The sequence below is a fragment of the Archangium lipolyticum genome (assembly GCF_024623785.1).
GTDB lineage: Bacteria > Myxococcota > Myxococcia > Myxococcales > Myxococcaceae > Archangium > Archangium lipolyticum.
Window position 1 is genome coordinate 711133 of the sequence record NZ_JANKBZ010000002.1, and the last position, 17120, is coordinate 728252.

The window sequence follows — 17120 nt, forward strand, 5'->3', positions numbered from 1 at the left end:
GGATGGCGAGTTGCTAGTAGTTGCCCAGACCGCCGCAGATGTTGATGGCCTGCGCGGTGATGCCCCTGGCGTGGTCGGAAGCGAGGTAGGCCACCATGTCCGCCACCTCCTCGGGGGTGATGTAGCGGCCGATGGGAACGCGCTGCTCGATGCGCTTCTTGGCCTCTTCCACCTGCACGCCCCAGATGCGCGCGTAGTTGCCGCGGACCTTCTCGGCCATCCCGGTCTCCACGAAGCCCGGACACACCGCGTTGACCGTGATGCCCTTGCTCGCCAGCTCCAGGCCCAGCGACTTGGTGAAGCCCACCACGCCATGCTTGGACGCGCTGTAGGGGGCTCCATGGAGGACGCCCTGCTTGCCGCCCGTCGAGGCGATGTTGATGATGCTCTGGAGGGAGGGGCTGGCCTTGAGCACCGCCTTGGTGGCGTAGAACACGCTGTTCAGGTTGGTCTCGATGACCTCCCGCCACAGCTCATCCTCCACCTCGCTGGTGGTGCCACCGCCGGGGCGGCCCGCGTTGTTGACGAGCACCTCGATGCCACCCAGCGAGGAGACCACGTCGTTCACCATCGAGTAGATGGACTGCGGCGAGCGCACGTCGCACTGGGCGATGACCGCCCGGGTGCCGAGCGCGCGAATCTCGGAGGCCACCTCCTCGAGCTGCTCACGCGTACGCGCCGTGAGGGCCACGTCGAAGCCATCCTTCGCCAGCCGCAGGGCCGCCGCCCTGCCAATGCCGCGACCCGCCCCCGTCACCAGGGCCCGCTTCCGGTTGTTGCTCTCGTTCTTGGCCGTCTGCTGCATGGGTTCTTCTCTTTCTGGGGTGTGAGGTGCTTGCCGTTGGCTTCAGGCTGACAGCCGCTTCTGGATGGCCTGCATGGTTCCGCGGCTGTTGGCGTTGATGGCCTTCTCGACGCGGTCGAGTGCCTCTTGCGCGCTCAGCTCCCCCCAGAACTGCTTCACCTTGTCGGGCTTGAGCTCGACCAGGTGCCGGGAGGTGACGCGCACGCCGCCGGAGACCGGCTCCAGCAGCCACTCGCCGGTGTGGATCCGGATCAGCGGAGGGGGCTCGGACTGGAAATAGGAGACACAGGAGGAGGGATTGCAGTGGCGCACGGTGCGGATGCGCTCCTGGCCGGCCTGGGTGGACACGGTCATGATGAACTCCTGGTTGTGGCCGTCGTCGTAGACCATCTCCACGGAGTGGCAGTGGGGCAGGAGCCTGGGCCACTCGTCCGCGCGCTTCAGCAGCTCGAAGATGGCCTCGGGCCTGGCGGCGATGACGAGCTGCTCCTCGAACTGTCTGCGCCACGCGTGGGTGGCGCTCTTGCTGGAGTCCCGCTCGAGGTATTCCTTGATGGCGGACAGCTCACGCTGGCTGTTGGTGTCCACCGAGCGCGTCATGAACTCCAGCGCTTCCTTCGGGTTGGTGACGCCCTGGATGCCATGGTTGGCGTCGAGCTGCTCCTTGACGTCGAAGCGATGCTCCAGCACCACCAGGGTGCCCTTGCGCAGGGGGAAGAAGTGCCAGACACCTTCCATCCAGCTCAGCAGCGGAGAGGGCTTGACCTGCCGGAAGGTGATGACACGCGAGTCGCGGAAGATCTCCCGCCGCGAGCGCCAGGTCATCGGCTGGCCGTTGGCCAGCGCGGTGAGCTCGATGAGCTGGGAGCGCTCGTCCTGCTCGATGACCCTGGCGGCCTTGCAGGGCGGGAAGATCTGGGGCCAGCGCTCGACCTCGAGGCAGAGCTTGTAGGCGGCCTCGACGTCGGCATCGATCTCGATATGGTGTTCCATCAGGTGCATCGGTGTCTCCTCTGTTGCGTCAGACAATCGCCACGACGCGGCACCAGGCCGCGTCGGCACGCGCCAACTTCACCGGGAAGCACGCCACCTTGAATCCATGGGGCTGGCTGATTCCTCCCAGATTGGCCAGCCGCTCGAGCTGGCAGTACTCGCGCTCCCGGCCGAAGAGATGGGCGGGCCACAACTCTCCGGGGTCCCGGGTGCGCAGGTAGGCGTTGATCATCCGGGGGAAGGGCGCGTCGAAGCCGAAGCTGTCGATGCCAATCACCCGGATTCCCTGCTCGATGAGCCAGGCCGTGGCGGCGCGAGTGACACCCCGGAAGTGGGTGAAGTACTCGCGCTTGCCCAGATGGGCATCGCCGCCGGTGTACAGCAACACCACGTCGAGCGGCTTGAGGCGGTAGTCGATCCGCTCGAGCGCGGCGACCACCTCCTCCTGGGTGACAGGTCCCTGCTCCGCCGGCCCGCGGACATCCAGCACCACCCCATCGCGCAAGCACCACTCCAGGGGAACCTCGCAGATGGTGCGCGCCTTCTCTCCCTGGGCGTTCTTGTCGCCGTAGTGGAACGGCGCGTCCATGTGGGTTCCCGTATGGGTCGTCAGGTAGTAGTGCATCAACGACAGACCCTTGCCGTCCGGGAAGTTGCGATGGTCGAGCCCCTTGCCGAGGTGGTGTTTGAGCCACTCACGGACCGTGGCGAACCAGGAGCCACGCACCGCGTGGATGAGGCCCTTGCCGAGCAGGTCGGCCCCCTTCCGGTGGTCGATGTATTTGACCGTGACGGGCTCTGGCTCCCAATACTGGGGATCCACGGGGACGCTCAGATCGATGAACCGTTGCGCGGGATTCGCCGCGGAAGTCTGCGGGGCTCGAGGAGACATGGTGGAAAGGCCTTTCAGCGTCTGGCGCTGACGGGGAGGGGAGCGGTGGCACCGAGCTTCTGGGCCATCCAGTCGCCGAAGCGCGGGATGAAGTCCGCGAAGTAGTTGGTGCTCACGTGCCGCTCACGGGGATAGGAGATGAGCTCGAATCCACCCCGGGCCCATTCCTGGAAGCGCTTGCAGGCGACGAAGGGGAAGACGTTGTCCTGCTCTCCGTGGATGCACAGCAGCGGGGAGGTGAGGGCGGGGGCATCGTTCAGGTGCAACCGCTCATGGGCCAGGCGGTTCATGGCCTCGTCGTCCTTCTGCTTGAAGACGAAGCGGAAGTCCGTGCGCACCCGGGGGTTGATGCTCAGGTAGTTCTCGAGGTCGAAGGTGCCGGCCAGATTGATGCAGGCCTTGATCTCCTGGGGGTGGAAGGCGGCCGCCCGGCTGGCCAGATATCCGCCATAGCTCACCCCGAAGATGCCGATCCGGCTCTGGTCGATGCCGCTGTTGGCGCGCATCTGCCGCAGCACGGCTCCCACCACGTGCTCGAAGTCGGGCGTCAGCGGCTCCACACCGATGAGCTCGCCCTGACCGGGGCCATCGAAGAGCATCACCGCCATGCCTCGCGCCAGGAACGTCTGGGCGAACACGAAGAGCTCGACCTCCTTGGCCGAGTCCAGACCATTGACGAGGATGACGCAGGGGTGGGGGCCCGGGGTGGCCGGGCGCATGAAGTAGGCCGGCAGGGCGTGGCCCTTGTACGCCACCGTGAGCCGCTCCGTGGGGTACTCCAGATAGGGGATGGCCCGATGGAAGACGCGGGTGACCCACATGCGCGTCTCGCGCTTGAGCGGCGCGTTGTCGAAGTACATGAACTCCGCGAAGTGGCCGGCGGCTGCGGCCTTGAGCAGCCATTGCCGGGCCGTGAGGTGGTGGCCGGCGGCCAGGGCCTTCTCCGCGGACTGCTCGTAGTCCTTCCCGAGCTTCAGCCAGCGGTCATGCCAGTCCCGCCAGTCGACCTTGCCCGGGGCACCGGGCTTGAAGCCCTCCAGCGCGATGGTGGTGTCTCCCCAGTCGAGCCCGGCGAAGACCAGGCGCGTGAAGAACGCCTCCCAGGCGTGGAAGGCTTCCACGGGAAGGCTCCGGGTCTGCGGGAGCTCGTTGGATACGGACGGGCCAATGTCTTTCGCCTGGTTCTGCATGGGATGGTGCTCCTGAGGGTGAGGCAGGTGGAGGTCGTTACTGGCGCTCGGCCCAGTCCTTGAGGTGCGTGAGCACCTGCGCGGTGTTGGCGTAGACGTTGCGCCCCAGCTCCTCCTGCGCCTGCGCGGTGGGCTGCGCCGGCTCGAAGGTGTGGATGACCACCAATCTGGAGCCACCCTCGCAGGGCTCGACGCTCCAGGTGCCGTGCATCCCGGCGAACTGGGGCGGCACGGTGATCATCTTGAACTGGATGTGCTGGCGCTCGTGCGTGTAGTGGCGGTGCGAGCGGATGGTATTGGTGCCAAAGGCGTTGCGGACCGTCATCTCCATGATGACCTCCCGCGCGTCCGCGCCCACCGCGTTCTGCTTCACCGCCAGACAGGTGGGGAACACCTGCGGCCAGGACTCCACCTGCGTGCAGCAGCGATAGACGATGTCGGGGGACTGCTTGATGACGATCTCGTTCTTGACGGAGGTTTCCATGGCGGATTCCGGGCGTGGCTCTCCCTGTCCGCCGGCTGGCGGCAACGAGGAGAGGATGTGGGGGCGTGGCGAACGGCGGTCGAGGCTGGGACTACTCGATTCTGGAAGTCTGACGGGGGATGAGCCTGCCACTCAGATGGAAGCCATCCCGCATCATCAGGGTGAGCAGGTAGATGTTGGTTGCCCCGGCCATGAGCTCCACGAGCTGGAGCACCATGAACAGAGGGCCGAAGGAGCCACGAAGTGCCAACATGTAGAGCGCGATGGCCAGGGGGGTCAGCACCAGCAATCCGTTGGCGGCGATGAACCGCATCCGGGCCTGCTTCTTCTGGATGAGGGCGCTCTCGCGGTTGGCGGCCAGGGAGCGTCCCACCGCCGCCGTCGCGATCATGCAGGGGAACACGAAGACGAGCGCGTAGGCGATGTAGCGCTTGGCGGCGAGGATCCAGTCCGTCCTGCCAGAGAGCTCGACGATGCTGGAGGTCATGAAGAAGCTCGAGATGAAGAGGAGCGCGGTCGTGCCGAGGATGGCGTGGATACGGTTCTTCATGGCGAAGAGACCCTTGTCGGAATGCGAAGATTGCTGCCGTGGCGCTCTACTGTCCCTTGTGCGCGCCGTCGTGCCCGAGGCCGGCGGCCGGAGGGACCCGCTGCTTCAGATCGTTGATGACGAAATCGAGGATCTCGTTGGCGACAGCGATGATCTGGTTTGCCGTGTAGCCATTGTCCCGCAGGTGAAGGATGAAGCCTCGGACGGTGCTCCGGCGGTCACTCCCGAGAGCACTGACATTGCTTCTGGCATGTGGTTCCAAGGGAAGGCTCTCAAATCGATTGCTGGCTCGATGGATTGACACGGTCTCCATCCATCAGACCAGCTCAGTGGAACATCCATTGTTTCGAGTCGGAGTTGCGAGACTTTGTCGTGGCCATCATGTGAACTTTCCATGAGCCGCTGACGCCGGGGTGATGAGGGTCGTGAGGGCGGTGCTCACACGTCAGGCATTGGTTGCTGATGACTCGTCAGGACATGAGAAGGTGGGGAAACTTGCTTTCGTCGATTTTTATTGTGCGGACAATCATGTCCTTTGGCAACGCTGTTTTCTTTTGTGCAATGCGGGTGCCAGTGTCAGGAGATTCTCAAGTGGCCGGAGATGCGGGGAGATGGAGGCTGTGACAAAGTTGAGAGATGGTTCCGCGCGCAGATGATTCGTTTCGCGGTCCCGGACCGGCAAAATTTGCGTCTTCCAGCTTGGGAGGATTTGATTGGAGAGTCAATCCCGCGGGGGTGTTCGGCTGCCAGGATTCAGCCAGCGGCAGTTGTCCGTCAGGATTTGAGAGGAGCCGCACGCCCAGGTCTCGCTGTCCCTCGAATGGGGCCCACGCGGACTTCTGGAAGGGAGGTCGAGTGCGGTGAGGGTGTAACGAATGGAATGAGAGCGGACCGGAATCGGGCTCCGGTCCGCTCTCATTTTATTTGGCGCGGTGCCGGAGGATTGCCTCCGCGATGCGCACGCGCTCTTCAGACGTCAGGGTGCGAGTCATCTCCACCATGGGCTTCATCGCCTCGAAGCCCTCCGGGGCGACCCGTGGTGCGCTCTTCCCCTCGAGGAATTGGACGAGCTCTTCTCGCGAGGAGTAGTGCGTCGAGATGAGGCGGAGGGAGGGACCCAATCCCTCGGTGGATGGCGTGTGGCACGAGGAACATCCATGTTTCGCGAGCACGGTGTCCGGTGCCTCGCATCCCACGAGGAGCCAGGCGGCGACGAGTGCCGCCGGGAGCGTGGTGGTGCCCCTCATGCGGTCACCATCAGCGCCCAGCGCTGCCGGTAGCGCCAGATCAAGAACAGCTCGCAGGAGACGAGGAAGAGGGCCATCCCCATTCCCGGCCCCGTCTTCGCGAGCAGCAGCAGATAGAGCGCGATGTTGGTGATCACCGGGGCCAGGATGGCCACGCTGATGGGAACGTAGCGTCCGTACAGCAGAAGGACTCCCCCCACGACCTCGATGAGCCCCAGGAGTGGCCACATGTAACCGCTGGTCATCAGGGCCGCGATGAACGTGGCGGCCGCTGGCGGCACGGGGGGCGTTGGCATGAACGGGTAGAACTTGCTCGCTCCGAAGAGCACGAATACCGCTCCCATCAACCACCGGACCACGACTTCCAAGCGCTGCATGGTGACCCCCACACGGCATCATGTTGTGCGGACAACTATATGGGGTGGTGGAGGGAGGGGCAAGAATCAATTGTCCGGACAACCTTTTCTGGTTAGAGGGGTCCAGTCATGTGGCACGACAAGGAGATTCGGCGACCCGCTCGATTGGCGCCATCGGAGCGACCGGGCATCATCGGTGTGGAGGACGCCGTGGAACTGAACGACCAGCTTGGATACAACCTCTACCGCGCAGCGCTCCTGTTCCGTCGAGAGCTCATCCGGGCCCTGAGGGAGCACGACCTCACGCCCGAGCAGTGGCAGACCCTTGCCTCCCTCTGGGCGCACGGTCCGCTGTCTCCCTCGGAGATCGCTCGCGTGACCCTGCAGGATCTACCTTCCATCTCCCGGATGCTCTCCCGCATGGAGAAGCGAGGGTGGGTGGGGAGGGTGGAGGACCCGAAGGACGGGCGGTCGTTCCGCGTGGAGCTCACGCAGGAGGGGAGTCAGCTGCAGACCATTCTGCCTCCCCTCATCTTCGAGCACTTCGAGGGGGTGCTCGACGGGTTCCCCGAGGCGCGTCGCAGGAAGCTCCTGGAGCTTCTCCGGGAGCTCCGGCAGGTGCTGGGAGATCCAACCCCCTGAAGAAGTCGGATTCTACCCGGCGGCGTGCTGGGCCATCGCCTTCGGAAGGAGGACGGTGAAGGTCGTGCCGGCTCCCGGCTGGCTGTCCACCTCCAACGTGCCGCCGTGCTCCCGGATGATGCTGGACACCAGCGCGAGCCCCAGCCCCGTTCCCTCTCCGGGCTGCTTGGTGGTGAAGAAGGGCTCGAAGATGCGCTGGGCCAACTCGGGCGGAATCCCATGGCCCTTGTCCACCACCCGGACGCGCACCTGCTCTCCCAACTCTTCGGCGAAGAGCTCCACCCGCCCGCCTCGTGGCGAGGCGTCGATGGCGTTGGTGACCAGGTTCACGAAGATCTGCACCAGCCGCTGTGCGTTCCCCACCACCTCCAGGCTCTCGGGGCAGTGGCTCACGCACTGCACGTCGGCGCTCTTGCGGCCCAGGCGCGAGAGCTGCGCGGCCTCGGTCAGCAGCGGCGCCAGCGGCACCCGGGTGATGGGCTCCCCCTGGCTCCCCGCCACCCCCGCATGGCTGAAGGTGACGAGCGCCCGTACGATGGCGTCGATGCGCTTCGCCTGCTGGAGGATGAGCTGCACCCGCTCGCGAATCTCCGCGGGGTCCTCCTCGTAGCGGAGGTTCTGCGCCACGCTGGTGATCGCCGTCAGCGGGTTGCCAATCTCGTGCGCCACGCCCGCCGCCACCCGCCCCACCGAGGCCAGCCGGTCCTGATGCGCCAGCCGCGCGTCCATCGCCTTGCGCTCGGTCAGGTCCTCCAGCAGCAGCACCGCGCCCTCCAGGCGCTCGGGCTCCACCTCCGAGGTTCCCGAGGGCGTGGCCAGTGAGCGGTGCAGCCGGAGGATGCGCTCGCGTCCGTCCAGCCGCACCTGCGCCTCCGCGTCCGCGTCCGGGCCAGAGGCGAAGCCGGACAGCAGCTCGCCCCAGGGCGGAGGCAGGCGTGACAGCGTCTGGCCCCGCACCTGCTCGGACTTCAGCCCGGACAGCCGCTCCAGCTCCGCGTTCCAGATGACCACGTCCTGGTCCGGTCCCAGCGCGCACGCGCCCAGCGGCAGCTCCTCGAGGATGCGTTGCAGGTAACGCCGCACCGCCTCCAGCTCACGCACCGGCCCCTTCATCCCACTCGCGTCCCGCAGCCGCTCCTCCACGAAGCGCAGTTGCTCGGCGAGCGCCGTGCGCGCCTGGGGGTCCACCTGCAACGCCTCGCTCACGGCCAGCCGCGCCAACACCGGGCCGAGCAGGCCGGACAGGTTGCGTTCGATCTGATCCCTCAACCGGCGCAGCTCGGCGGGGCGGCGCTCTCCCTGGGACAATCCGAGCTCGGCGAGCGCCCGGTCCAGTTCGGCGACGGCGGCCTCCGGGCCCAGCACGGGGGCCAGCTGGCGGCGGAACTCCTCTGGAGAGCCGGCCGTCACGCTGCCAGCGGCGAGCGACGGGGCCTCGCGCGCGCACAGCCGGGCCGCTTCCGCCTCCTCGGTGGAGGGCCGCGTGGCCAGCGACAGGCCGACGAAGGCCAGCGCGTTGAGGATGAGGGAGGTGAAGGTGACGAAGCCCCAGGGCTCGACGGTGGAGAAGCCCAGGAGCGCCGCCAGCGCAGTGGCCGCCGGGGGCAGGCCATGGCCGATCCACAGCGGACGCAGCAGCAGCACGCCCCACACGGTGGTGCCGGCGGCCAGACCCGAGAGGAAGCCCACGCGCGTGGCCCGGGGCCAGAAGAGGAGGCCCAGCAGCCCGGGGATGAACTGCGCCACGCCCACGAAGGAGACGAGCCCCAGGTCCACCAGTCCCGCGGCCCGCCTGTCGAGCAGCAGGTAGAAGCCGTAACCGGCGAGGATGATGGCGGCGATGAGGACGCGCCGCGCCCAGAGCAGCCGGCGGTACAGGTTGCCCGGCGAGCGCGCGTAGCCGAGCGGCAGCACCAGGTGGGTGAGGCACATGGGCGCCATGGCCAGGGTGGTGACGATGACCATGGCGCTGGCGGCGGAGATGCCACCGAGGAAGGCCAGCATCGCGAGCGCGTGAGCCCCGCGTGCCGCGGGCACCGCGAGCACGTGGAAGTCCGCCGGTCCCGTCAGGCCCAGCGCGGTGCCGGACCAGAGGACGAGCGGCACGGCCACGTTCATCAACAGCAACAGCAGTGGGAAGGCCCACGTGGCGGTGGAGAGGGCATCGCGCTCGGGGCTCTCGGTGAAGGCGACGTGGTACTGGCGCGGGATGAGGAAGGCCGCGGCGCACGAGAGGACGAGCAGCGGTGTCCAGGACGCCTCGCGCGCGGGTTGCTGCATGGCACGCAGGGCCTCGGGGTGAGCGTCCAGCCAGGCCTGGAGTCCACCCGGGCCACCGAAGATGGAGATCACCGCCCAGGCGCCCACGAGCACCAGGGCCACGCCCTTCACCAGCGACTCGAAGGCGATGGCGAGTGCGAGGCCCTCGTGCCGCTCGCGCGGGGTGACGTGACGGGCACCGAAGAGGATGGAGAAGACGATGGTCGTCACGCAGAAGCCCGGGCCCAGCACGGCGGCCGGGGCCGAGGGACTGAGGACGCGCGCGGACTCGACGATGGCGCGCACCTGGAGGGCCAGGTAGGGCAGGGTGCCGGCGAGCAGCCCCAGCGTCACGAGGGTGCCGGTGGCCTGGCCCGGGTAGCGGAAGGCGAAGAGGTCCGCGAGCGAGGTGAGCTGTAGCTCCCGGGTGAGCTTGAGCAGCGGGCGCCACAGCACGGGGACGAGCAGGCAGGAGAGGGTGGCGCCCAGGTAGATGCCGAGGTAGCGGAAGCCGTGCTGGGAGGCGTAGCCCACGCTGCCGAAGTAGGACCAGGAGGTGGCGTAGACGCCGAGCGCCAGGGCGTAGACGAGCGGGTGCTGGGTGACGCGCGAGGGGATGCGCCCGCGCTCGGCGGCGTAGGCGATGAGGAACAGCACCAGCAGGTAGACGAGGGAAGCGACGACGAGCGTGCCGAGCTCAAGGGTCATGGCCGCTCCGGCGCGCCGCCCACGCTCCCAGTGCGATGACGCCGAGCCATACGGTGAAGGGCTGGTACCAGGGCGCGCCCTCTCGCAACCACAGCTGGCGCAGCGGCGAGCCGAAGAGGAGCGCCGCCACGGTGAACACGAACAGCGAGAGCATGGCCGGTTGTCCCCCCGGCTCCGAAGCGCGCTTCATCGGCTCCGAGCATAGCAGCGCGGAGGTCGGCGTGGCCGGGAGGAGAGGGGATGGGTCAATCCTGGGTGATGCCGGTGGAGCTTTACGAGGCTTGACGGAGCAGGTCGGCGGCTCGCTCGGCGATCATGATGGTCGGGGCATTGGTATGGCCCCGGATGAGGGTCGGCATCACCGAAGCGTCTACCACCCGAAGACCCGCGAGCCCGCGGACCCGTAGCTCTGGATCGACGACCGCCCCCTCATCGACACCCATCCGGCACGTTCCCACCGGGTGGTACAGGGTCTCGGCTTTCTGACGGATGAAGGTGGGCAGATCGGCGCCGGTACCGGGCTCCGGTTCGATGGGGATTGTCTCTTCTCGAGCCAGGGCGGGTGCTCGGAACACCTCCTGCGCTCGACGCACCCCGGCCACCAGCAGCTCCAGGTCCGCGGGATCGGACAGATAGCGAGGATCGATGCGGGGTGGCTCCATCGGATGGGGGGAGCGCAGGGTGAGCCGGCCAGAGCTTCGAGGACGGAGCAGCACCGCGGAGATGGTCATGCCGTGCCCGGTGGGCCGGGTCAGCCCATGGTTGATGTAGGGATAGGGGGCCCACACGAGCTCGAGGTCGGGGGCACTCAGTTGGGGCGCGGACCGCACGAAGGCATGGGCCTCGGCCACATTCGAGGTCAGCATCCCCTTCCTCAGCAGCAGGAACTTGAGCAGATTGACGGGGGTCTCCGCCGCCAGGAGTGTGATGGGCCGTCGCACGCCCATGATCACCGCCACCATCAGGTGGTCGAGGAGATTGCGCCCCACTCCCGGCACATTCGCGACGACGGGAATCCCCAGCGCGGCGAGCTCCTCCGCCGGACCAATGCCCGACAAGAGGAGGAGCTGGGGTGAGTTCACGGCTCCACCGCACAGGAGCACTTCCCGCCGGGCCTCCGCTGTCTTTTCAATTCCGCCTTGCAGATAGCGGATCCCCATCGCCCTTCCCTGTTTGACCACGATTCCGGTGGCGTGGGCCAGGGTGCGCACCTCGAGGTTGGGCCGCTTCATCGCGGGCCGTAGGTAGGCTCCGGCGGTGGAGCAGCGCACGCCCCGGCGCTGGGAGACCTGCGTGTAGTAGCTCCCTTCCTGGGAGCTGGGATTGATGCGAGGGTTGAGAGGGATGCCTGCCTGAACGCAGGCCTCCATGAAGGCGTGGGTCAGGGGATTGGGGGACCGAAGCGCGGAGACACCCATGGGCCCGCCCGCTCCGGTGTGCTCCGAGGCCCCTTCCTGACAATCCTCCGCTCGGCGGAAATAAGGGAGGGTGTCGCGATACGACCATCCCGGGTTGCCCAGCTGGGCCCACTCGTCATAGTCGATGGGATTGCCCCGCACCCACATCTGGGCATTCATCGAGGACGAACCCCCCAGGAGCTTGCCGCGAGGCCAGTAAAGCGAGCGCCCGGCGAGCTGGGGCTGGGGTTCGGTACGGTAGTTCCAGTCAACTTCCGTCTGGAAGAGCTTGCCGAACGCGGCGGGGATCTGGATCTCCCTCTTGCGATCCTCGCCGCCGGCTTCGAGGAGGAGGACACGGATGGAGGGATCTTCACTGAGTCGGCTCGCGAGCACACAGCCTGCCGAGCCCGCACCTACGATGACATAATCATGCATGACGTTCTCCTTCAGCCAGGAGTCCGTCCCCCAGCACCCGAGGCGCGTGGGGCCTCTGCCGTTCATCCAGCTCCATGGGTGGAGGGTTGGCGGGGCGTTTGTGAGGGGCCTGGACGGGATGAGCGCGGAACCGTCGGGGAGCGCGCCTCCGCTGCGTCACCTCCGGGCTCGCTCAAGGGACGCCCTGGCAGTCCCGAGCGCCGGACCGTCGGTACGCCTCGCGCAGCTCCCGCAGGCCCGACCCTTCCTTCAACGAGGACTCCAGGGAGGACGAGAACCCGGTGGAGGCACTGCTCCTGATGACGGGCGGGCTCGCGGGCACGGGGACCTCGGTGAGTGGATCATGGATGCGATCGGGCTCACCCATTCTCGTGAGGGCCTGGTCCAGCAGGGACAGCACCCGCATCGCCTCCCGCAGCGCGCCCTCGTAGTCCCAGTCGTCGTAGCGCCTCAGGGCGCCGCTGTGCACCTGGAGGGCCTCCACCAAGAGGCGTCGCGGCTCCACCTCCTGGGGAAAGGAAGACTCGAACCGGGTGATGGCGTAGCCGAGGTGCCGCTCCACCGCCGCGAGCTCCTCCCGAGCGTGGGACCTGTGCAGCGTCGCTCCCATCCCAGCCTGAGGGCCCACACCGTTCCACTCGGAGGTGGTTGGCCCCCACACGGTGGAGAGACCGGTCGTCGTGTACATGTTCACCAGCTGATGCAGCAGCTGACCCGTGCAGTCCGTGGGAGAAGCGAGGAGCTCCTGTAGCCGCCGCAAGCTGGAGCGCTCGCCATCATAGTGGTAGCGCTTCCGGGGCTCTGGCGCGTGCATGTAGCCGAGTCCGTGTTGCAGCGTCTCGAGGGTCTGGAGGGTGGTGGTTGTCCGCACGAACCTCCGGCAGGTGGCGCGCAGGGTCTCGTCCTGGGAGTTGAACTCGTTGCACCAGTGAGGCGCGCCCATGTCCATCATCTTCTCGGAGAACGTCCGGAGCGAGGCTTGAGGCTGGACGCTGCCATCCGGCATGACGCCATAAGGGACCTGGCTGCCATTTCCGCGGTGCTTGCCCAGGATGTATTGAGGCACCACCAGTGAGAAGTCCCTGCGCAGGATGCCTCCTCCCAGCTCATTGCCCGCGACGGAGACCCAGAATCCGCCTCCACCGAAATCCGTGACCAGGCCGAGCCCCGAGACGACCGAGAAGTTGACGGTGAAGGGCCCCCACTTCTCACCCAAGGGTCCATCCGGCGGAGGCGTGAGCAGGAGCGCCAGGGGCAGCACGGTGCGCTTGCCGGTCTCGTGGAAGGGCCTGGCGTTCACCCCCTGGACATCGGGCCAGACGGCCTCGTAGATCCCCAGGCCTCCCTCCGCCGGGCTGGCGGTCAGCATCGAGGTGGTGACCAGGTAGTCCAGCCCCTTCTCCCAGCTCGAGCCCAGCTCGATCAGTCCCCCCTTCCCGTCTGGGAATTTCAGCTTCCGGTACAAGGGGGGATGCGGGAGGGTGATGGCTCGGCCCGAGGTTGGATCCACCAGGGTCGGCTTGTTCAGGAACTGTCTCAGCTGCGCCTTGAGCTGCGCTGCCTTCATCGGGTCGATGGTGCCGTCTGGCATCAAACCGAATGGGAATGGAACGAAGGTCACCTTCCAATCCCCTGGGTTGAACTGGCTCAAGGAGTGCGTGGCCAGGCCCACGTCGAACACCTCCGCTATCTCATAGGTCTTCTCGCCACGGCCGGTCGAGGATTCCGCCTGGCATTGCGCCAGCGCCGCGGGCTCCGGGATGCGCGCCTTCTGCTTCGCCAACAAGCAGAGTTCCAGGGCATCGAACCGCAGGTCGATGACCAGCGTCCTCAGCTCGTAGGCTTCGGAATAGACGTGGTTGGCCTTGATGGAAGTCTGAAGGACGCCGTGGCGGTAGAGTTCGAAGAAGCCGTCCTCGATCTGCTCCAGCAGCCGCTGGCGGTCGAGCTGACCCGAGCTGAAGGCAGCGAGCTCCCGGGTCGTGTCCGACACGAAGAGCCGGCGCCCCTTGTTTCCGAGCAGGTTCCGGATGGGCTCCAGCTTCCACTGTGCACACAGCGGTTGTGTGGGCTTCAGGCCAGGAATGCTGATGCCCGCCTGCGCCGCGTTGGTGCCTCGAGCGCATTCCACCTCCAGGGCAGCCATCATCTTGGGCTGGGTCAGTCCGCCTCCCAGGACCGCTGTCATGAGCTGGGAGATCTCCTGACTCGTGGAGGTGGTGGCGGTGGCGGGCGGGTAGTGCACCTCTGCTGGAGCCAGTCCCCCAGCCGGCACCAGATCCCTCGTGGGATCCGCATAGAAGCTGTAGTGCTCCCTGGCGAGCTCGGCGAGGTTCAAGAAGACCAGGGTTGCCCCGCCACGCGGCTGCTGGCCGAAGGGTTGTTCCGAGAGCCAGGAGAAGAGCTCTTCATACGAGTAGAGATTGTAGGTGGCCGGGGGATTGTTCGAAGAGAAGGGAGTCTTGGAGTTCCGCAGGCGGGGATACAGGGTCTGCAGGGCGGAGGTGGGCAGGAAGTGGACTTGGAGCCGGCCAACGCGCCAAGGGACGTCCGTGTAGGCTCCGTCATGCTCGACGTAGTGGATGATATCGACGCGCCTGTGCCAGTCATCGACCAGATCCTCGAGATCCTTGTTCGGCTTCCAGATGACGCGCCCGGTGTTGGAATCCACCTCTTTCGCCAGGGAGAGGGCGTCGTAGCGGATCATGCCATCGGGTGGAACGAGGTGGGGTGGGAGCCCGGGAGGAGCGGGAGCGAGTGAGAACTCCGCCGCACCGTATCTGGGCATGTTGGGAATCCACCAGGGCTTCGCGTCCACGATGTGGAGGGACGACAGGAGCTTCGAGAGCCGCGCCTGGACCTCTCCCCGCAGCTCCTCGGGAAAGCCGACGAAGTAGACGTCGAGCGCTACGTGCTCCTCCTCTCCCACATGTTCCCGGAGCGTCTCGAATCGCAGGGGAGTATCCGGGTTGGGCGGCTGCGTGGATGACGCAGGTGTTGTCCGGCACCCGGCGAGGAGGACGAGGGAAAAGATGCACGCTCGGGCCACCGCGCCAACGAAATGAGAGGCGTGCTGACTGCTCATGAGTGTCCTCCTGAGGTCTATGAGACTAGGGAAAATGCTACCGGAGCTCTCCACCAACCGGATCCACGTCTCGAACATGTGAAAGCACCTGTATGGGTTTTCCTGTGTATTGTATTTTCATGCGCGCAATGAATTGCAAGAGGCCGCTCGTGCTCCATCGCCGCTAACGATCGCCATCAACGAGCTATCACCCCCAGGGGGCATCTCATTGCGTAGTCTTCCGCAAAGACATTGCGCAGCATTTCAGAGCCAAAGGCGCTGCGGCTCCAGAGACTCTGCGAGCCTTTCAAAAAGCAGCCCTCGAATTGCTGTTGCGCGCCTTTGCGGCGCATTACCCGCAACGGGCTGGTTGGGCCAGCCGCGCCGAACTCATCGACTCCACTGGCACGCGGGCGGGAGCCGCGTTCCCGGAACTGTTAGGCTGCGTCCACCATGTCCGCCTTCGTCCTGGGTGGGTCGGCGATCGTGCCGTCCCTCCTCCTGCTCTGGTACATCCTCGCGCGCGACAAGAACCCCGAGCCCCGCTCGCTGCTGGTGAAGACGTTCCTGCTCGGTGTGTTCATCTGCGGTCCGGTGGCCCTGCTGGAGCTCGCCATCCAGGGGCTGTTGCGGCCGTGGCTCTCGGGCATGTGGCGGCAGGCGTGGCTGGAGGCCCTCTTCGTGGCCGCCATCCCCGAGGAGGTCTTCAAGTTCCTGGTGCTGTTCGGCTACGTGTGGCGCAAGCCCGCCTTCAACGAGCCGCTCGATGGCGTCGTCTATGGCGCCACCGCCTCGCTCGGTTTCGCCACGCTGGAGAACATCCTCTACGTGAGCGAGGGCGGCATGGGTGTCGCGCTGGCGCGTGCCCTGTCCTCGGTTCCCGCCCATGCCTTCTTCGGCGTGGTGATGGGCGCCCATACGGGCCGGGCGCGGTTCTCCGAGAGTGTCTCCGAGCGCCTCCGGCTCCTGGCCATGGGCCTGGGCGGCGCCATCGCGCTGCATGCCGCCTACGATGCCTTCCTGCTCACCCGGAGCGGGTTCGCCCTGCTGATGCCCGTGGTGCTGTTCGTCACGGTCTACTGGGGGCGCGGTCTCTACAAGCGGCTCCAGGCCGAGCAGGTCCGTGTCGTCCCCGTGGTCACCGAGCAGATCCTCGTGCCCGAGTGGATGCGCGCCGCGGGTGGCATGGGCAGGGCGCTCCCGACTGACCCGACGCTCCCCTCCTCGGGGCTGGTTCAACTCCCGCTCCGGCCTCCCGTTCTCGCGCGCACCTGGTGGTCGTGGCTCAAGCTCTTCCTCGGAGGAGTGGGGCTCTCCTTCTGTTCGCTCGTGCTGATCATGGTGTGCGTGGTGGTCTCCGAGTGGAAGACACCGTGGGACCTGGCGGAGCTCCTCACCTTCGTGGTGTCCTTCCTGCTGGTCGGACTGCCCGCGGCCGGCTTCTTCCTCATCTTCCGCTCGGGGCTGCGTGGCCCCTTCGCTCCAGAACGCGAGTCTTGAGCGTCTCGGGCTGCTCTGGTTCGCCCCCCGGGTAGAGCACCTCCCGGCCATGCAGCTCCGCGAAGGGTGTGAGCGCGTGGGGCTGGGCTCGGGTGCGGCTGGTGATGTGCCGCGCCACCACGCCCCGGGCGTATAGCGCATCCGCCACGAGCGTTCGGTGGCAACGCCAGCGCACCGCCTCGGCGCACATCAGCGCCAGCGGCCCGTCCGGTGTGAGCTCCCTCAGCTCCTCGAGCCCCCGTGCGAACTCGTCTGTCTGCATGTGGTCCGCGTAGCCCCGGAAGCTGGCATTGCGCCACGCGGAGTTGGGTGAGTCCTTTCGCGCGCGCCGCAGGCCCCCGAGCCGCGGCAGGTGCACGTACCGGATGTCCGCCTCCGCGAGTGTCTTGGGCAGTGTGTCCTGGTTGAACTGGGGATTGGTTCGCGAGCGAGGCACCGTGCGGATGTCCACCAGCGTCCGGATGCCATGCGCCCGCAGCAGCTCCACCAGCTCCTCCGCCGAGCGCGTGGAGTGGCCCACCGTGTAGATGTCCGCCTTTCCCCAACCCGGTGCTCTTCGTCCCGGTGGTTTTGTGCTCATGGATGGGATTCTCCT

General features: G+C 66.6%; 16 protein-coding genes. 3 read left to right on the forward strand and 13 right to left on the reverse strand.

Annotated features, from left to right (window positions below; all coding sequences use genetic code 11):
• Positions 1 to 13: 13 nt before the first annotated feature.
• The 6 genes from NR810_RS06605 to NR810_RS06630 form a co-directional block, all read right to left on the reverse strand.
• Positions 14 to 805, reverse strand: coding sequence for an SDR family NAD(P)-dependent oxidoreductase (locus tag NR810_RS06605; protein ID WP_257449078.1), 792 nt, complete (start codon positions 803 to 805; stop codon positions 14 to 16).
• A gap of 42 nt (positions 806 to 847) precedes the next feature.
• Positions 848 to 1798 carry an aromatase/cyclase gene (locus tag NR810_RS06610; protein WP_257449080.1) on the reverse strand — a complete coding sequence of 317 codons (951 nt, stop codon included), beginning with the start codon at positions 1796 to 1798 and terminating at the stop codon, positions 848 to 850.
• 28 nt (positions 1799 to 1826) lie between these two features.
• Positions 1827 to 2690, reverse strand: coding sequence for a cyclase family protein (locus tag NR810_RS06615; RefSeq protein WP_257449082.1), 864 nt, complete (start codon positions 2688 to 2690; stop codon positions 1827 to 1829).
• A 14-nt stretch (positions 2691 to 2704) separates the two neighbouring features.
• A complete protein-coding gene (locus tag NR810_RS06620) occupies positions 2705 to 3880 on the reverse strand; it encodes an alpha/beta hydrolase family protein (protein WP_257449084.1) in 1176 nt (391 codons plus the stop codon).
• 37 nt (positions 3881 to 3917) lie between these two features.
• Positions 3918 to 4364 carry an SRPBCC family protein gene (locus NR810_RS06625; RefSeq protein ID WP_257449086.1) on the reverse strand — a complete coding sequence of 149 codons (447 nt, stop codon included), beginning with the start codon at positions 4362 to 4364 and terminating at the stop codon, positions 3918 to 3920.
• Positions 4365 to 4455: 91 nt separating this feature from the next.
• The gene (locus NR810_RS06630) at positions 4456 to 4914 is read right to left on the reverse strand and encodes a hypothetical protein (RefSeq protein WP_257449088.1); all 459 of its coding nucleotides are present in this window, start codon (positions 4912 to 4914) and stop codon (positions 4456 to 4458) included.
• On the opposite strand from NR810_RS06630, the gene NR810_RS06635 reads away from it, so the two are divergent.
• Positions 4913 to 5215 (forward strand): hypothetical protein, encoded by a 303-nt coding sequence (locus tag NR810_RS06635; protein ID WP_257449090.1) that lies wholly within the window; start codon positions 4913 to 4915, stop codon positions 5213 to 5215. The genes NR810_RS06630 and NR810_RS06635 overlap by 2 nt on opposite strands.
• 619 nt (positions 5216 to 5834) lie before the next feature.
• Here the strand turns inward: NR810_RS06635 and NR810_RS06640 are convergent.
• Positions 5835 to 6161, reverse strand: a complete 327-nt coding sequence (locus tag NR810_RS06640; RefSeq protein WP_257449092.1) for a c-type cytochrome — start codon at positions 6159 to 6161, stop codon at positions 5835 to 5837.
• Positions 6158 to 6538, reverse strand: coding sequence for a DoxX family membrane protein (locus tag NR810_RS06645; RefSeq protein WP_257449094.1), 381 nt, complete (start codon positions 6536 to 6538; stop codon positions 6158 to 6160). Before NR810_RS06645 ends, NR810_RS06640 begins: the two co-directional genes overlap by 4 nt.
• Positions 6539 to 6727: 189 nt before the next feature.
• Between NR810_RS06645 and NR810_RS06650 the strand changes: the two genes are divergently transcribed.
• On the forward strand, positions 6728 to 7159 hold the full coding sequence (locus NR810_RS06650; protein WP_257449096.1) for a MarR family winged helix-turn-helix transcriptional regulator: 432 nt from the start codon (positions 6728 to 6730) through the stop codon (positions 7157 to 7159).
• A gap of 12 nt (positions 7160 to 7171) precedes the next feature.
• Here NR810_RS06650 and NR810_RS06655 read toward each other — a convergent pair whose 3' ends face one another.
• The 4 genes from NR810_RS06655 to NR810_RS06670 all read right to left on the reverse strand — a co-directional run bounded on the left by NR810_RS06655 (position 7172) and on the right by NR810_RS06670 (position 15046).
• Positions 7172 to 10126 (reverse strand): sensor histidine kinase, encoded by a 2955-nt coding sequence (locus tag NR810_RS06655; RefSeq protein WP_257449098.1) that lies wholly within the window; start codon positions 10124 to 10126, stop codon positions 7172 to 7174.
• Complete coding sequence (locus NR810_RS06660) at positions 10116 to 10316, reverse strand: hypothetical protein (RefSeq protein WP_257449101.1); 201 nt, start codon at positions 10314 to 10316, stop codon at positions 10116 to 10118. The genes NR810_RS06655 and NR810_RS06660 overlap by 11 nt, the downstream gene beginning before the upstream one ends.
• Before the next feature lie 82 nt (positions 10317 to 10398).
• On the reverse strand, positions 10399 to 11961 hold the full coding sequence (locus tag NR810_RS06665; protein ID WP_257449103.1) for a GMC family oxidoreductase: 1563 nt from the start codon (positions 11959 to 11961) through the stop codon (positions 10399 to 10401).
• 172 nt (positions 11962 to 12133) lie between these two features.
• On the reverse strand, positions 12134 to 15046 hold the full coding sequence (locus NR810_RS06670; RefSeq protein WP_257449105.1) for a hypothetical protein: 2913 nt from the start codon (positions 15044 to 15046) through the stop codon (positions 12134 to 12136).
• Between the two features lie 432 nt (positions 15047 to 15478).
• Between NR810_RS06670 and NR810_RS06675 the strand changes: the two genes are divergently transcribed.
• Complete coding sequence (locus NR810_RS06675; protein WP_257449107.1) at positions 15479 to 16525, forward strand: PrsW family intramembrane metalloprotease; 1047 nt, start codon at positions 15479 to 15481, stop codon at positions 16523 to 16525.
• Here NR810_RS06675 and NR810_RS06680 read toward each other — a convergent pair.
• Complete coding sequence (locus NR810_RS06680) at positions 16473 to 17105, reverse strand: DUF488 domain-containing protein (protein ID WP_257449108.1); 633 nt, start codon at positions 17103 to 17105, stop codon at positions 16473 to 16475. The genes NR810_RS06675 and NR810_RS06680 overlap by 53 nt on opposite strands.
• Between the last annotated feature and the right edge of the window lie 15 nt (positions 17106 to 17120).

Coding starts and splice junctions, on each gene's coding strand:
- NR810_RS06605 (WP_257449078.1), bottom strand. CDS start 805: ATGCAGCAGACGGCCAAGAACGAGAGCAACAACCGGAAGCGGGCCCTG.
- NR810_RS06610 (WP_257449080.1), bottom strand. CDS start 1,798: ATGGAACACCATATCGAGATCGATGCCGACGTCGAGGCCGCCTACAAG.
- NR810_RS06615 (WP_257449082.1), bottom strand. CDS start 2,690: ATGTCTCCTCGAGCCCCGCAGACTTCCGCGGCGAATCCCGCGCAACGG.
- NR810_RS06620 (WP_257449084.1), bottom strand. CDS start 3,880: ATGCAGAACCAGGCGAAAGACATTGGCCCGTCCGTATCCAACGAGCTC.
- NR810_RS06625 (WP_257449086.1), bottom strand. CDS start 4,364: ATGGAAACCTCCGTCAAGAACGAGATCGTCATCAAGCAGTCCCCCGAC.
- NR810_RS06635 (WP_257449090.1), top strand. CDS start 4,913: ATGGCGAAGAGACCCTTGTCGGAATGCGAAGATTGCTGCCGTGGCGCT.
- NR810_RS06630 (WP_257449088.1), bottom strand. CDS start 4,914: ATGAAGAACCGTATCCACGCCATCCTCGGCACGACCGCGCTCCTCTTC.
- NR810_RS06640 (WP_257449092.1), bottom strand. CDS start 6,161: ATGAGGGGCACCACCACGCTCCCGGCGGCACTCGTCGCCGCCTGGCTC.
- NR810_RS06645 (WP_257449094.1), bottom strand. CDS start 6,538: ATGCAGCGCTTGGAAGTCGTGGTCCGGTGGTTGATGGGAGCGGTATTC.
- NR810_RS06655 (WP_257449098.1), bottom strand. CDS start 10,126: ATGACCCTTGAGCTCGGCACGCTCGTCGTCGCTTCCCTCGTCTACCTG.
- NR810_RS06660 (WP_257449101.1), bottom strand. CDS start 10,316: ATGAAGCGCGCTTCGGAGCCGGGGGGACAACCGGCCATGCTCTCGCTG.
- NR810_RS06665 (WP_257449103.1), bottom strand. CDS start 11,961: ATGCATGATTATGTCATCGTAGGTGCGGGCTCGGCAGGCTGTGTGCTC.
- NR810_RS06670 (WP_257449105.1), bottom strand. CDS start 15,046: ATGAGCAGTCAGCACGCCTCTCATTTCGTTGGCGCGGTGGCCCGAGCG.
- NR810_RS06675 (WP_257449107.1), top strand. CDS start 15,479: ATGTCCGCCTTCGTCCTGGGTGGGTCGGCGATCGTGCCGTCCCTCCTC.
- NR810_RS06680 (WP_257449108.1), bottom strand. CDS start 17,105: ATGAGCACAAAACCACCGGGACGAAGAGCACCGGGTTGGGGAAAGGCG.